18 protein-coding genes are annotated in these 14176 nt (G+C 55.2%); 6 read left to right on the top strand and 12 right to left on the bottom strand.

Going from position 1 to position 14176, the window contains the following annotated elements; translation table 11 throughout:
- The first annotated feature begins 166 nt into the window (after positions 1-166).
- On the top strand, positions 167-1003 hold the full coding sequence (gene cysE / locus ABLO27_RS14100) for a serine O-acetyltransferase (protein ID WP_353033583.1): 837 nt from the start codon (positions 167-169) through the stop codon (positions 1001-1003).
- Between the two features lie 105 nt (positions 1004-1108).
- Entirely contained in the window at positions 1109-1324 is a 216-nt protein-coding gene (locus ABLO27_RS14095; RefSeq protein WP_352942682.1) for a DUF3126 family protein, read from the top strand.
- A gap of 80 nt (positions 1325-1404) precedes the next feature.
- On the opposite strand, the gene ABLO27_RS14090 is transcribed toward ABLO27_RS14095, so the two are convergent.
- Positions 1405-2121, bottom strand: coding sequence for a hypothetical protein (locus ABLO27_RS14090; RefSeq protein WP_353033582.1), 717 nt, complete (start codon positions 2119-2121; stop codon positions 1405-1407).
- A gap of 207 nt (positions 2122-2328) precedes the next feature.
- On the opposite strand from ABLO27_RS14090, the gene ABLO27_RS27145 reads away from it, so the two are divergent.
- Together ABLO27_RS27145 and ABLO27_RS14080 are read left to right on the top strand one after the other, a co-directional pair.
- A complete protein-coding gene (locus tag ABLO27_RS27145) occupies positions 2329-2661 on the top strand; it encodes a DUF6949 family protein (protein ID WP_417714790.1) in 333 nt (110 codons plus the stop codon).
- A gap of 6 nt (positions 2662-2667) precedes the next feature.
- Positions 2668-3195, top strand: a complete 528-nt coding sequence (locus tag ABLO27_RS14080) for a gamma carbonic anhydrase family protein (RefSeq protein ID WP_353033580.1) — start codon at positions 2668-2670, stop codon at positions 3193-3195.
- Positions 3196-3353: 158 nt separating this feature from the next.
- On the opposite strand, the gene ABLO27_RS14075 is transcribed toward ABLO27_RS14080, so the two are convergent.
- From ABLO27_RS14075 to ABLO27_RS14065, 3 genes are all read right to left on the bottom strand, one after another.
- Positions 3354-3968: a transglutaminase-like cysteine peptidase gene (locus ABLO27_RS14075; RefSeq protein ID WP_353033579.1), complete on the bottom strand. Its 615-nt coding sequence runs from the start codon at positions 3966-3968 to the stop codon at positions 3354-3356.
- Between the two features lie 432 nt (positions 3969-4400).
- Positions 4401-5036, bottom strand: a complete 636-nt coding sequence (locus tag ABLO27_RS14070) for a PilZ domain-containing protein (protein ID WP_353033578.1) — start codon at positions 5034-5036, stop codon at positions 4401-4403.
- Between the two features lie 289 nt (positions 5037-5325).
- Positions 5326-5973, bottom strand: a complete 648-nt coding sequence (locus ABLO27_RS14065) for a PAS domain-containing protein (protein ID WP_353033577.1) — start codon at positions 5971-5973, stop codon at positions 5326-5328.
- A gap of 562 nt (positions 5974-6535) precedes the next feature.
- Here ABLO27_RS14065 and ABLO27_RS14060 point away from each other — a divergent pair.
- Both ABLO27_RS14060 and ABLO27_RS14055 read left to right on the top strand, forming a co-directional pair.
- Positions 6536-7321, top strand: coding sequence for a rhomboid family intramembrane serine protease (locus ABLO27_RS14060; protein WP_353033576.1), 786 nt, complete (start codon positions 6536-6538; stop codon positions 7319-7321).
- Positions 7322-7432: 111 nt separating this feature from the next.
- Positions 7433-7864 carry a CBS domain-containing protein gene (locus tag ABLO27_RS14055; RefSeq protein WP_353033575.1) on the top strand — a complete coding sequence of 144 codons (432 nt, stop codon included), beginning with the start codon at positions 7433-7435 and terminating at the stop codon, positions 7862-7864.
- 234 nt (positions 7865-8098) lie between these two features.
- Here the strand turns inward: ABLO27_RS14055 and ABLO27_RS14050 are convergent, their stop codons facing one another.
- From ABLO27_RS14050 to folE, 8 genes are all read right to left on the bottom strand, one after another.
- Complete coding sequence (locus ABLO27_RS14050) at positions 8099-8758, bottom strand: NapC/NirT family cytochrome c (RefSeq protein WP_353033574.1); 660 nt, start codon at positions 8756-8758, stop codon at positions 8099-8101.
- A complete protein-coding gene (locus tag ABLO27_RS14045) occupies positions 8758-9225 on the bottom strand; it encodes a nitrate reductase cytochrome c-type subunit (RefSeq protein WP_353033573.1) in 468 nt (155 codons plus the stop codon). Before ABLO27_RS14045 ends, ABLO27_RS14050 begins: the two co-directional genes overlap by 1 nt.
- Before the next feature lie 8 nt (positions 9226-9233).
- Positions 9234-11729 carry a nitrate reductase catalytic subunit NapA gene (gene napA, locus ABLO27_RS14040; protein WP_353033572.1) on the bottom strand — a complete coding sequence of 832 codons (2496 nt, stop codon included), beginning with the start codon at positions 11727-11729 and terminating at the stop codon, positions 9234-9236.
- A gap of 11 nt (positions 11730-11740) precedes the next feature.
- Entirely contained in the window at positions 11741-12010 is a 270-nt protein-coding gene (locus tag ABLO27_RS14035; protein ID WP_353033571.1) for a chaperone NapD, read from the bottom strand.
- Positions 12007-12522, bottom strand: coding sequence for a ferredoxin-type protein NapF (napF, locus tag ABLO27_RS14030; protein WP_353033570.1), 516 nt, complete (start codon positions 12520-12522; stop codon positions 12007-12009). Before napF ends, ABLO27_RS14035 begins: the two co-directional genes overlap by 4 nt.
- Before the next feature lie 4 nt (positions 12523-12526).
- A complete protein-coding gene (gene napE, locus ABLO27_RS14025) occupies positions 12527-12682 on the bottom strand; it encodes a periplasmic nitrate reductase, NapE protein (protein ID WP_353033569.1) in 156 nt (51 codons plus the stop codon).
- Between the two features lie 209 nt (positions 12683-12891).
- On the bottom strand, positions 12892-13347 hold the full coding sequence (gene hisI / locus ABLO27_RS14020; RefSeq protein ID WP_353033568.1) for a phosphoribosyl-AMP cyclohydrolase: 456 nt from the start codon (positions 13345-13347) through the stop codon (positions 12892-12894).
- A 43-nt stretch (positions 13348-13390) separates the two neighbouring features.
- Positions 13391-14026 carry a GTP cyclohydrolase I FolE gene (gene folE / locus ABLO27_RS14015; protein ID WP_353035023.1) on the bottom strand — a complete coding sequence of 212 codons (636 nt, stop codon included), beginning with the start codon at positions 14024-14026 and terminating at the stop codon, positions 13391-13393.
- Positions 14027-14176 lie beyond the last annotated feature (150 nt).

Below are 14176 nucleotides of genomic sequence, written 5' to 3'. Positions count from 1 at the left end.
AGGCTAATTGGACTAACAAGCCGCTGGAAATATCAGAAGGTGCTCCGCTCGTTTTGCGGTTCATAACGAGGGTTCATATCTGATATCAGGAAGTTTGATTTTGGAATATCAGACGACAGTCCTATTTTAAGGGCTCGTACATGACGGCTTGAAAAGGAGACAGGCCATGTCGGCACCGATCACAAAGTCCGGCTTAAAACAAGTTCCGACCCATGATCCGGTCTGGCAGCAATTGAGGGAAGAGGCGCAGGCGATGGTTGCCGCCGAGCCGGCTTTGTCCTCATTTGTCTATGAAACGGTCCTGAATCACGACAGCCTTGAAGAAGCCGTGCTGCACCGGCTTGGGGATCGGTTGGGCCGCGACGTCGTATCTGCCTCGCTGATCCGCCAGACCTACCTGGAAGCTCTGGCGGATGAGCCGGAACTCGCCAAGATCTTCCGCGTTGATATCGTTGCCGTTTTTGATCGTGACCCGGCTTGCTTCCGCTATCTGGAACCCGTTCTCTATTTCAAGGGTTTCCATGGCCTGCAAACCCATCGCCTCGCCAATTGGCTGTGGCGCAAGGGGCGTAGAGACTTTGCGCTCTACCTTCAAAGCAGGGCGTCGGAAGTTTTTCAGATCGACATTCATCCGGCGGTTCCGGTCGGGCGCGGCATCTTTATCGACCACGGAACAGGCATCGTTGTCGGTGGTACAGCCGTGATCGAGGATGATGTCTCGATCCTGCAGGGTGTCACTCTTGGCGGGACAGGCAAGGAAGACGGCGATCGTCATCCGAAGATCCGGCACGGTGTCCTGGTGGGGGCTGGCGCCAAGATACTCGGGAACCTGGAGATCGGTCATTGCTCGCGTATTGCGGCGGGCTCGGTCGTCCTGGCGGATGTTCCGGAAAACACCACCGTTGCCGGTGTTCCGGCCAAGATCGTGGGCAAGGCAGGGTGCGCAGAACCTGCCCGCAGCATGAACCAGCTGCTCGGCGAAGAGGCCGGATCGTCAATTTGACAAGAGGAAGACGGGGAAAGCTTATCGAAAGGCTTTGGCATTTGCCTTTGGTCTTGTAGTTTCCGCGCTAGAAAAATGCTGACGGCAATTGATAAGGAGAGCGCCGTGAACCCCGATGAAATCCGTAAGATTGAAGCCTACCTGCGTTCGAAATTTGAGCTGTCGAGCATTCAGGTCCGGGCACGCCCGCGTAAGGACGACTCCGCCGAAGTCTATATCGGGGAAGAGTTCATCGGCGTTATTTTCCGTGACGACGAAGACGAAGATCTGAGCTGGAACTTCCAGATGGCGATTCTCGAAATCGATCTGGACGAAGTCTGAGCCACTCGACGAAGGTTGAAATCAGCATCGGGCGGTTCCGCGAGGGGCCGCCCGAATTGCTTTCAGGATGGCATTCCAATTCAGCTGGTGCGGAAACCGGAGATCTTCTGCACAATGGAGCGATCCAGTTCCTGCCAATCCGCCAACAGGCTCTGATCAAAGCGGTATCTCAGTTCGAGACCTGAAGCCAAGGCAATGGCACGGTGGCAGATTGCGTTGCCACTGCCTGACTTTCTCGTGCAGCGGGCAATAAAGCCGTTTCGTTCCGAGGGGTCGTAAACGATCAGGTCGCTTGTGGCCGATCCTTTTGCGGACAACGTCAGAATTCTCAGCCCGCCCGGACCGCGAATTTCTCCACCTCGTGCCAGGCGCCGGTAAAATGGATCGAGACGGGCCCGTAGGCTTTCACGGCCTTGATTGCTTTCCAGTTCGATCAGAATTGTCTGCCCGGTACCAAGCTTGTCTCCAAAGCCGCTGTAGAGCCCCTGGGACGCCGAAAGAGCAGGCCATACCATAGAGAGGCGCAAAGTCTTGAAAACGGTGTCAGAGGAAAGGGACCTGTGTCGCTGACGAGGTGTTGCGATCAACTCGAGTGGCAAGTGCAATTGGGTTTTGCCGACATTCACCGACACTTGCCTCTTGCCGAATTCCACATCCGGTCCCGACATCCAGTAGCGGGACCAATAGCTGGCACGTTCGGCAATGAAGGCGGTAGCCAGAACGCACATTGCCAGCGCCAGATAGGTGAAATGGCGTGGTTTGGTCCCGATGGGATCCGGCAACGAAAGCGGCGTCACGACACGCCCCCCGAAATCGGACGTGCACTGATCTGAGACACTTTGTGCTGAAACGGAACAAATGTTCCGATCCGACATGTGTCAAAGCCCCACCATTTAAGCCATATTTGAGGGTTTCTGCCCATTTGCCTTTCCGGCACAGTCTTTGCACTTGACCCTTTACTAATTCTTAATCACTTTCTTCGCTGAAAGGTTAACAAGGGGTTAATGGGCGTGCTGTTTGATCTTCTTCTCGTTGGATATATAGCGTGCGCCGGCTTTGTTGCTGCGGGGGTGCTGGGGAGCCTTTATCAGCTCATCACCAAAGAACCGCCGCGTTTCAATTTCGCGGGCGAAAACATTCTGGTGTTCCTTGCCGGGATTTTCATGTGCCTGTTCGCGGGTCCTTTCATCATCATGAGAAATGCGATACGCGGTCGGCGAATTGAAAACAGGCCGCTTGGCTGGCTGGTTGCGTCTTCCACGATTGCTGGCATGTGGAGCATGTGTTCCGGGCTGCTGGTCATGAATGTTGCATTGGTTGTCGCAGGATTTCACTGAGGTCACATGCCTATCTACAGTCTTGATGAACGAGAGCCTGTCTTTCCGGACAGCGGAAACTATTGGGTGGCACCGACCGCAGTCCTGATCGGCGATATTCATTTGCAAGAAGATGCCAGTGTCTGGTTCGGGGCAACGCTTCGCGGAGACAATGAACCCATCAACGTCGGGGCACGCTCAAATGTTCAGGACGGCTGCGTTTTCCATACAGATATGGGATATCCGCTGACGATTGGTGCTGATTGCACAGTCGGTCACAATGCAATTCTTCATGGCTGCACCATCAAGGACAACACCCTTGTTGGAATGGGGGCAACGATACTGAATGGTGCGGTGATCGGATCAAACTGCATCATTGGGGCAAACGCGCTGATTGCCGAAGGCAAGGAAATTCCGGACAACTCCCTCGTGGTCGGAGTTCCCGGCAAAGTGGTTCGCACGCTTCCCGAACAAGCGACCGAGGACATTCGCAAGTCCGCCGAAGGCTATGTTCGCAACTGGCGGCGCTTCAAACCGGGATTGCGCGAAATCTGATCTTGTCTGCACGACCGAAAAGACAGGAACCGGCTTGCGGGGGCGCAGCCGGTTCCTTGGATCCGGTCGTGGTAGGGATGGGGAGGGTGGGGACGCGACCGGATCGTCCTGTTGCCCCAGATGGGGGCGATCCCAATCCTGTGTTGGCTCGTTGAGCCTTATCTTGAGACGCTACTCACCGTCGTTACGCGCGTGTCGGAAATGCCTGTCCACTTCGCCGCGGAGCGGGCCGACTGGCGTTTGATGTACCGATAAGGGGTCGAGTACCAGGGCAGCACTGCCTCGATCTGATTGTCGAGAATCATGTCGCCATGATCCGTGCGAACGGTCAGGACTGCGTGACCGGAATTCTGAACGTCCTTTGCGACAGTGATCAGCAAGGCACTTTGAGGCCACCCCGCTTTCAGCAGGATACGCTGCTTCTCAAGAACATACTCCTCGCAGTCTCCATATCCGTTGACCGGGTAGGACCAATGTTCCACTTTGCCGAACAGGTCTTCATCGGTCATCGGCCGTACACGGCTGTTGACTTCCTGATTGATGGCAATGAGTTGCTCCCAAAGAGCTTCATTCAGGCGCACGACTACAGGGTCGTAGCTCGATTGCGGACACGCTCCGGCATTGTCCTTGCAAAACTGCTGATAGCCTATCGGTGCCTTGACCACGGTCTTCATATCCATGAAGCGGCCAGGCTCGGCCTGTGCAGTGATGGCGCCGGCAATGGCGCTTAATGCAAAAGTGGATGCAAACAGAGTTGACTTAAGTAAATTCATCGTAACGCCCTCCCCAAGGCTGACGCAACGATGGCTGAATGCTTTTTACTTCAAGAAAATCTCTGAAGTAGAACTATAATAATACTTAAGTAAAATTCAGTCTTAATTCGATTTTTGTTTGATGTTCATTTAAGTCAAACTGTGTCTGAATTTTCGTAAAATTTGATGGATTTCACATAACTAACTGATTTTATGAAGTAAAATCGAAAATGAGGTTGAGGTGATATGAAAAGGAGATGTCCTGGAAACGTTCACAAGGGGAGAGCATCTGCAGGCTGTTTGGAGTGATCGTAGCCCGAAAAAAAATGCGTTTTTGTGCAAGAAAATGCATGCCCCGATTGGGCAGGCCCGCTTCAAGAGAACCGTGGATGCAAGAATCCGTTCTCACGCAGTGAGCGATCACTTAAATCAGAGAGGTGATGTGGAGGGCTGTCAGGCCGTGTCGGCAGACGAAATATGTTGCTCGAGCAGTTCGCGGCTTTGGACCGCAGCAAATTCAACCGCAATGCCACCTTCGATCCGGCGAACAACACGTGCCACCATCTTGCCAAGCGTGATCCTGTCACCCATTTCCGGCAGAATGTCAGTGGCAATAGCTGCGCCGGACAGTGAGACATCTATGATCCGGCAAACGTGTTCAGAACCGTCCGGCAGAACGACCTTTGTCATTGGATTCTTCGGTACGAAACGGTCGTGCCTGCGGTCTTCTGGCAGGTTCAACTCGTCGCGGTTGGCGAGCCAGGTCAGAACGTTCGCGATCTTGTCGCGCTTGCGGGCGGTGTTTCGCAGTTCAACAGCAAAACCACCATCAATTAGGCGTGAGATCCTGCCTTCGACGCGGCTCAGATGATCAAGGTAGGCGACAACACGTTCACCTACCCGCCCGGAAACTGGCGTGATCATGGCCATTCCGCCTGGTGACATGTCGATAACCTGACAAGGATATTCCTGACGGTCCTCGAGCATAAATCGGCCCAGAATATTGACCTGAACCCGTTGATGCCGACGGCGATCAGTGACTTGAAGCGATTTGCTTCCCTCTGGTGCTGTTGCCAATCCGGCGCTCATGCCTGCTCTATCCAAACCGTGTGGATTCACACTTTCCCCTGGCCGAGAAGCGAATCTCTAGACGTCTTTCCACCACTTTAGGCAGCTGGGGTTAACGATGTGTAAGAATGTACCGAACACAAGGCTCAGGTCTAGGCGTTGCATGCATAAATTTTGCGCGAAACACGCCGAAACCCCAAAAGCCCGGTTTCACGGCCGCAAAACTGAAACGACCGGGCGTATTCGACCCGGTCGTTGCTTATCTGAATTTCAGCGTGTGTCTCAATATGGACCGGTGCTGACGGTCCTGTCAGGACTTTCCGCCAGAGTAAACCGTAAGGTGTCCGACTTTACGTTCAGCGCCCTGCGGAAGGGGAGGTGTCGGCATGGCCATTCCCTCGGCCGTGAAGCGCGGCAGGACCGGGTTTATGGTCGAAGCGTTGTCGTCCATGAAGAACGGACGCTCGTCAGGCCAGACCAGTCTGAGGCTGCTGATTGACTGGTTCAAAATGGGATGCAGACCGATCCAGTATGGCTTCTCCATTGGTGTGCAGCTGCCAAGGACACGAATTCTGCCTTCACCTGGAACATTCAATGGCACCAGTAACATTTCCATCTGCAGGATCTGGCCGCGCTCTGTGTGGCCGTTTACGCCAATGACGGCAGCCGCCGCATCTTCGGTGATTGCAGCAATGAGGCTTTCCAGCGCTTCCTTGTCTTTCGTGTTCCAGCCGCGAAGGAACTTTCGTCCCTTCAGTTCACGGCAATGGGCTGAGCATAGCCGTGTTCCTGCGAGACGATAGCGGACGTCCTGAGGCCCGTTTGTCTCCAGAATGAAGGTGTCACCGAGAAGGCCGCGAATTTCACTGGGATCCACTTCACTGCGATTCGGGGCAGGGCGGGCGCCGCGCAGGTTGTCCCAATAAGAATAAAGAGTTTGCGTCACGCCGTGTTTCATCTGAACTTGCCTCTTTGCCACTTCACGTCCGGTGTTTCGTCTCAAGACAGGGCCTGTTTCAAAACGGGACGTGGTTTCCTTCCTGTATTCGTTTGACCTGAACAAAGCAGGAGGCGTGCCAAGTCGTTGCATCGGATGGGAATTTTTGCGAGCGAGGTGATTAAGGTTAATTTTGTGTTGTGCTTGTTTGGCGGCGATGTTGCTGGCAACTTTAAGATCTGTTCACGAATATGGCGGGTGGGAGGACCTGTTGTGTCAGGCCAGGCTGCGGGCCGGCCAGAACAGCCTCAAAGAGCTGTTCCGGTGAGGATAACAAGCGCCGGTCTGTTGTGAACGATTGTCCTTTTCCGGGCGTGTGGGGACGCGACCGAGTTAAAGGGGGGCACCGCAAGGCGCTGGTCATCAAAAAGATGGCTGGCGCTTTGTGTTTTTTAACCTGCTGCTTTCAGTTAAACGGTAATTGCTGGATCACCATAGTGACACCAAGACACATGGCGACACGTGCCAGGCCTTGTTTTGTCTCAGATCTTGCTTAGAAGGGTAGCTGAAAGGCTGAGGTTCCATGAACGTTTATCAATTCGACGACGAACGCGCACGGCGCGAAGAAGCAAAGAAACGCCAGGAACCGCCGCGTCCTTCCCAGCCTCCGGTGTTCAACCTTCCGAATGTGATTGTCTGGCTGGGCGGGGCGATGATTGCCGTTCACCTGCTTAGGGCGTTCATTCTTCCCGTCGGATGGGACAACCTGATCATCTTTCTGTTTGCTTTCTGGCCGGCCAAATATGCGGCCTTTTCCAGTCTGAACGCGATTGATCTTGCTTCCAGCCTATGGGGGTTCATCTCCTACAGCCTGCTGCATGGCGGTGCCATGCACATCATATTCAATCTCCTGTGGATGGCCATTTTCGGCAGCGCGCTGGCACGCAGATATGGTGCAGGGCGCTTTCTGGTGTTTTCTGCGCTTTGTTCAGTCGGTGGCGCGTTCGCTCATCTTGCAACACACTGGGGAGAAGCCGTTCCGATGATCGGAGCTTCGGCTGCTGTCTCAGGTCAAATGGCAGGGGCAATCCGTTTCATTTTCGAACTGGGGGGACCTCTGGGCGCAATAAGGCGCACTGATCGAGGTGCCTATTTCGTGCCCGCGCAACCGCTCTCTGAATGCTTCCGCAATCAACAGGTCCTTGTGTTCGTTGCCGTCTGGTTCGGACTCAACCTGTTCTTTGGATTGATGAGCGGTCCGGTTGCCGGGCAACCGGCCAGTGTCGCGTGGCAGGCACATATCGGCGGCTTCATTGCCGGTCTTGCCCTGTTTCCGATTTTCGACCCGGTGCCTCGGCGCCGACTTTAGTCGATACCCTTTTGAGGGTATGCGTCAAAGGTTTGCGCGCACTGATTTTTTTGCCATGATGCGGTTATCCCGTGAAGGACGGGCTGATTGATGCCATGGAGGTGCTCCTAGATGACCGTTGCCGCAATCTTGAGTGGGAAAGGCCACGAAACGATTACTGCCAAAAGCGACGCGCTGCTTAGCGAGATCGCTGAAACTCTGGCGAAAAACAAGATAGGTGCGGTGGTTGTGTGCGCAGGTGACAATTCCATTCAAGGGATTGTTTCCGAGCGTGATATCGTCCGTGTTGTTGGAACACAGGGCGCGTCCGCACTTTCTCTGCCTGTGTCGAGCGTCATGACCAAGGAGGTTGTGACCTGTGCAGAGGAAAACAGTGTCAACGAAGTTATGGCTCGAATGACCCAGGGCCGTTTCCGTCATATGCCTGTCGTCAAGGATGGCAAGCTTGCTGGCGTGATTTCGATCGGCGATGTGGTGAAGTTCAAAATTGCGCAGGTTGAGCTCGAAGCCGAGCAGATGCGCAGCTATATCTCGATGACCTGAAAATATGGCTGGCCACCCGGCCAGCCAGTCTGTTCGGTGACTCTAGCCGCCAAGCCGGTCTTGGAACGGATGACGCGACCTTCGTACAGGCAAGACCTCAGCTTTGCACGTTTACGGTTTGATACTGCGCGCTTGATCCCGGTCCCGTAATTTCCTGCTTTGACGGCTTCATCTCGATCAGAACAAAAAAGCTGGCGTTTCGCCAGCTTTTCTTCTGAGTATCGTTCGAGAGGGTCAGTTGGTCTCGCTTTGCTTCTGCTTCAAATACGCAGTGGCATTTTCAAGACTGCTCGCACCGCCATGTCCTGTCCATGCAGACTGTTGCGACATGTCAGGTAACTGGTGGGCAATACCCTTGTGACAATCGATGCAGGTTTTTTCACCCGTAAAGAGGAAACGCTCATGCGCTTCCGCGGCGCGCGCGCTTTGACGGGTTATGTCCATTGAATCGGAAGAATGACAGTTGCGGCATTCCAGGGAATTGTTGGCTTTCAGCCGTGCCCACTCGTGTTGTGCCAGTTCAAGCCGTTTCTCCAGAAACTTCTCCCGTGTGCTGATGGTGCCGAAGATCTTTCCCCAGACTTCCTTGGATGCCTGCATCTTCCGGGCAATCTTGTCTGTCCAGTCATGGGGGACGTGGCAATCGGAACAGATCGCCCGGACACCCGAGCGATTTGTGTAGTGGATGGTGGTCTTCAGCTCAGCGAACACGTTGTCCCGCATTTCATGACAGCCGGTGCAGAAGGTTTCCGTATTCGTGAGTTCCATGGCCGTGTTGAACGCGCCCCAGAACAGGACACCCATGATGAAACCGCCGAGCGTCAGCCCCCCAAGGCTGTAGTGAACGCTCGGCCTGCGGATCGTGCCCCACAGCCGCTTGACGAAGGCCCACATCAGTTGGCCTCCTCTTTCGACTTCACATATTCAAGCACCGTGTCGACATCGACAAAGTCATTTTCCACCAACGGCTTTGCGTCTGTCTGCACCACATGACACTGATTGCAGAAGTATCTGCGCGGGGTGACCGAGGCCAGGAACTGATTGTCCCGGTTCATGAAGTGCGTGATCGAAACCATGGGCGCCTGACTGTCGCCGATTGCAGCGCGTGAATGGCAGGTCAAGCATTTATTGGAGTTTTTGTCCACCTGATAGTTGTCGATCTTGTGCGGGATCAGCGGCGGTTGCTCCGGATAGTTCCGAACTTGCCGGATGTCGGTGTTCTCTACCTTCGGCATGGGCGCCGCCGGCCCATTCTCGGCCAAAGGTGTCGTTGGTCTCAGGGTTGAGACATTTTCCTGCGCGAATGCTGCTGCGGCCAACAGGCTGGCGACGGCAAACAGGCTCATTGCGATGCGTTTCATGGTTCACCTCACACAGCTTCGATGCGTACAGCGCATTTCTTGAAGTCGGTCTGCTTCGAAAGCGGATCGGTTGCATCGAGCGTAACCTTGTTGATCAGCTGTCGGGCATCGAACCACGGCACGAAAACCAAACCCTGTGGCGGTTTGTTTCGACCTCTGGTTTCCACACGAGTGATGATTTCACCACGGCGAGATATCACCCGGACCTCCGAGCCACGGCGCACTCCAAGTGCTTCTGCGTCGTCCGGGTGGATGTAGCAAAGAGCGTCCGGAACGGCCCTGTAGAGTTCCGGTACCCGCTGAGTCATGGACCCTGAGTGCCAATGCTCGAGGACACGGCCTGTCGTCAGCCAGAACGGATATTCACCGTCCGGACTTTCCGCCGGTGGTTCATAGGGAAGGGCAAAGGCGATGGCCTTGCCGTCAGGCTTGCCATAGAACTCGAATTCGGCCCCGTCCGTGACGTACGGGTCGTATTCGCCGTTGTAGCGCCAGCGGGTCTCGATCCCGTCGACCACCGGCCAGCGCAGACCGCGAACCTTGTGATAGGTGTCGAAGTCGGCAAGGTCGTGTCCGTGACCACGACCAAACTCAGCATATTCCTCAAACAGACCCTTCTGGATGTAGAAGCCGAAATCCTCAGCCTCGTCATTGGCATAGCTCTCGTCGAGCTCACTGTTGGGGAACGCATCCACCTGACCATTGGCAAAGAGGACATCGTAGAGCGTCTTGCCTTTGAACTCCGGATTGGCATCCAGGATTTCTGCAGGCCAGGCTTCGTCTGTCGTAAATCTCTTTGAGAATTCGACAAGCTGCCAAAGGTCGGACTTGGCGCCTTCCGGAGCATCGACGAGCTGATGCCAGAACTGGGTCCGGCGTTCCGCGTTGCCGTATGCACCTTCTTTTTCCACCCACATGGCGGTCGGCAGAATGAGATCTGCGGCTTCCGCCGTCACGGTCGGGTAGGCGTCCGACACGACGATGAAGTTTTCCGGGTTGCGATAACCGGGCAGGCCTTCCTCCATCATGTTCGGAGCGGCCTGCATGTTGTTGTTCACCTGCACCCAGTAGCAGTTGATCTCGCCGTCCTTCAGTTTCCGGTTTTGCAGAACGGCATGAGCGCCGATCCATTCCGGGACAGTTCCTTCAGGCAGCTTCCAGATCTTTTCGGCAAAGGCCCTGTGTTCCGGGTTGGCCACGAGCAGGTCCGCCGGAAGCCTGTGAGCGAAAGTGCCGACCTCGCGGGCCGTGCCGCATGCTGACGGCTGTCCGGTCAGCGAGAAGGGGGAGTTGCCCGGCTGCGCAATCTTGCCCGTCAGCAGGTGGAGATTGTAGATCAGGTTGTTCATCCACACACCGCGGGTGTGCTGATTCACGCCCATGGTCCAAAGTGTCATCACCTTGGTGTCCGGGTCGGAATAAAGCTGCGCTATCTTTTCGAGCTGTTCGGCAGGAACACCGGATTCAACGGAGGCGAACTCGAGCGTGTAGGGTTTTACAAACTCGGCAAACTCTTCAAGCGTCATCGGTTCCGAGCCGCCATCGCCAGGATTGGCCGCAGCTTCTTCGAGCGGATGATCCGGTCGCAGGCCGTAGCCGATATCCTGTACGCCCTTGCGAAGATTGACGTGTTTCTTCACGAATTCTTCGTTCACCGCACCCGACTGGATGATGTGATTGGCGATGTAGTTGGCAATGATGAGATCGGACTGCGGTGTGAAGACCGCCGGAATATCGGCCAGATCAAAACTACGGTGCTCGAATGTTGAAAGCACGGCCACTTTCACATGAGGATGGCTGAGCCGGCGATCGGTTACGCGGGTCCACAAGATCGGATGCATCTCCGACATGTTGGAGCCCCACAGCACGAAGGCATCGGCGTTTTCAAAGTCGTCGTAGCAGCCCATTGGCTCATCGATGCCGAAGGCACGGATGAAGCCGACCACGGCGGAAGCCATGCAGTGACGGGCATTTGGATCAATATTGTTGGACCGGAAACCGGCTTTCATCAGTTTGGACGCGGCATAGCCTTCCCAGACGGTCCACTGGCCCGAGCCGAACATGCCGATGGCCTTCGGACCTTTTTCTTTCAGCGTGGCTTTCCACTTCTCGGCCATGATGTCGAGGGCCTCGTCCCAGCTGACCGGGGTGAACTCACCATTCTTGTCGTATTTGCCGTCCGTCTTGCGCAGCAACGGGGTCGTCAGGCGATCCTGGCCGTACATGATTTTGGACAGGAAGTAGCCTTTGACGCAGTTGAGGCCGCGGTTGACTTCCGCCTCGGCATCACCGTGGGTCGCGACGACGCGGCCAGCCTTGGTCGCGACCATGATCGAGCAACCTGTGCCGCAGAAACGGCAGGGTGCTTTTGACCATTTCAGGTCTGTCAAATCTGCTTCAGTGATAAGGTTTTGTGCCTGGGCAGGAACCGACATGCCTGCCGCAGCAGCGGCCGCGGCGACAGCCTGCGCCTTGATGACATCACGTCTGTTAATTCCACTCATAAGGAGTCTCCTTAGATGTCAGCCTCTGCTGATTCATGTCCACTGTCTGTCTGGTGATAGACAAGAGAGGCGCTCACTACGCCCGGGAGTAATTGGATATCGGTCAGGGTTTGAACGATGTTGGCTTCGCTTGACGTTTCCACGGTGACGATCAGGCGGCCCTGACCATCACCATGAGCGACTTCCGCTCCTGCCAGTTCCTGAATTCCAGCCTCGATCGAGCCTTGCTGGTCGGGCAATGCCTGCACAAGAAGGCTCGCTATGTGGACGGTTTCGCTCATGCTGCCTCCGGTTCGAGCCTGGCGTCTTTCAGCGCAAGCACGTTTTGCGGGCAAGTGCTCAGGCAAGCGCCGCAGCCGTTACAAAGATCGGTGTCAATCTTCAAACGGCCGAATGGCCGCTTGGTCAGATCGACGCGAATTGCGGATTGCGGACAGCTATCGCGGCAAAGCTGGCAACTGATGCCCTGATCCTGCAGGCAGCCCTGCTGGATTTCGGCCTTGAGAGGCCAGGGTTCTTCGCGTGTGAGATCAAATACGTGCGCCTCGCACGATGCGGCGCACTTCTGACAGAACGTGCATTCACGTCCGTCGAAAGCCACCATTGGCCGGCCATCTGCATCAGGTTTCAGGATTGCTTCCGGACAGGCATCGATGCACGCATTGCAACTCGTGCAATCCGCCATCACCGAGGCTTCGTCAGTCCACGGTGGTCTGACGACTTCGACTTTCGGTTGGCTGCGCAGTCTCAGAAACGACCTGCGGCTTGCCGAGAATTTTGGATCTGCAGACATGATATCAGCCAGCAGGCGGTCCAAGCACGATCTGGGACATCCAGACGATGAACCCGTACCCACCGACTATTGCGACTGATAAAGCTGGGGCCAATACCACTGCTAGCAGGATAAACGCGATACGCTCGTCCCGCTTGGTCTGTGCACCGTTTTCCGTCATGACCTCTCCCTCAGCATGCGGACGGATATTTGAGGCACTGAGAAATGTTATATTTCATTGCGCCTAATTCGACTTTAGGCGAAAGGGAGAAGGGACTAAAATAAGTATAAACACGTAAAGGTGGCTAACAACCCTTTGGAACCCTTGATAATTGCCAAGGGTTCCCATGGAAAATCGTTGTTGATTTTCTCCGAAGCGAAAAGCCCGCCTCACTTTTTCCCGTAAACGTCCGCGGGGTCATAGACCTTGTCGGCTTCAACGCGTTCCAGGCGAACGGCACCGGTCTCCGGTTTCACCACCTTGCGGTAGAAGCATGAGCGATAGCCGACGTGGCAGGTCGCGCCATTACCGGCAACCGAAACCTTAAGAACAAGGGCGTCCTGATCGCAGTCAGTCAGGATCTCATGAACGGTTTGAACCTGACCCGAAGTCTCACCCTTTTTCCAGAAACTCTTGCGCGAACGGCTCCAGTACCAGGCTTCACCGGTGTCGATCGTGCGTTTCAGGGCTTCTTCGTTCATGTATCCGACCATGAGCACTTCGCCGGAAGTCACTTCGGTCACGACGGCTGCAATCAGTCCGTCCTGATCAAACTTCGGCATAAGAAAGTCGCCGTTCTCAACCGTGTTCTTGTCGCCACGGCCGGAAATCTCGGAGCTGCACATGGAAAAGCCCTTGCCTCGGGAAATTGGACGCAAGGGCCCGTTGTCAAAGACCCTTGCCGCGAACCAGTGACATGAATTTGGCCTGTTCGGCCGGATCGTCCTGGAAAACGCCAGTGAATTGAGTGGTGATCGTGGAGACGCCCGGTTTTTGAACACCCCGCATTGTCATGCACTGGTGTTCGGCTTCCAGCATCACCGCCAGACCACGCGGTGCGAGACTGTCGTCAATGACTGAAGCGATCTGCGCCGTCAAGTTTTCCTGTGTCTGCAAGCGCTTGGCATAGATGTCCACGACGCGTGCGAGCTTGGAGAGACCGACGACACCTTCTGCCGGGTAATAGGCAATATGCGCTTCGCCGATGAACGGCAGCATGTGGTGTTCGCAGTGGGAATGGAACGGTATACCGGTGACCAGAACAATATCCTTGTAGCCACCGACGTCCTCGAACATCCGTTCCAGATGTTCGGCCGGGTCTTCAAAATAGCCGCTGTAAAGCTGGCTCAGCGCTTTGACGACGCGCTTTGGGGTTTCCACCAGACCTTCGCGGTCGGGGTCGTCGCCGGTCCAGGCGAGAATGGTGCGTACGGCAGCTTCCACTTCTTCGCGGCTTGGCCGATGCAATTGGTCCGGCGTCTTTCTTTCGAATCTTTTTTCAACCGGCTTGAGGACAGCGTCCATCGGGATCCTCGCAAATTTACCCTTGTCACTCGTCATACGGCGCTCGTTTGTGCACAGATCATGAAGTCCAGGCTCCAAGACCGGGGACCTTTATCATACTCCACACAAAAAGCGAACGCGCAGTTTCTGAGAGGGTTGAGCCGGCTTCAA

The organism is Roseibium sp. SCP15 (assembly GCF_040329435.1).
Lineage (GTDB): Bacteria > Pseudomonadota > Alphaproteobacteria > Rhizobiales > Stappiaceae > Roseibium.
Note: the sequence above shows the minus strand (reverse complement) of the source record. Positions and strands in the feature narration are given on the sequence as shown.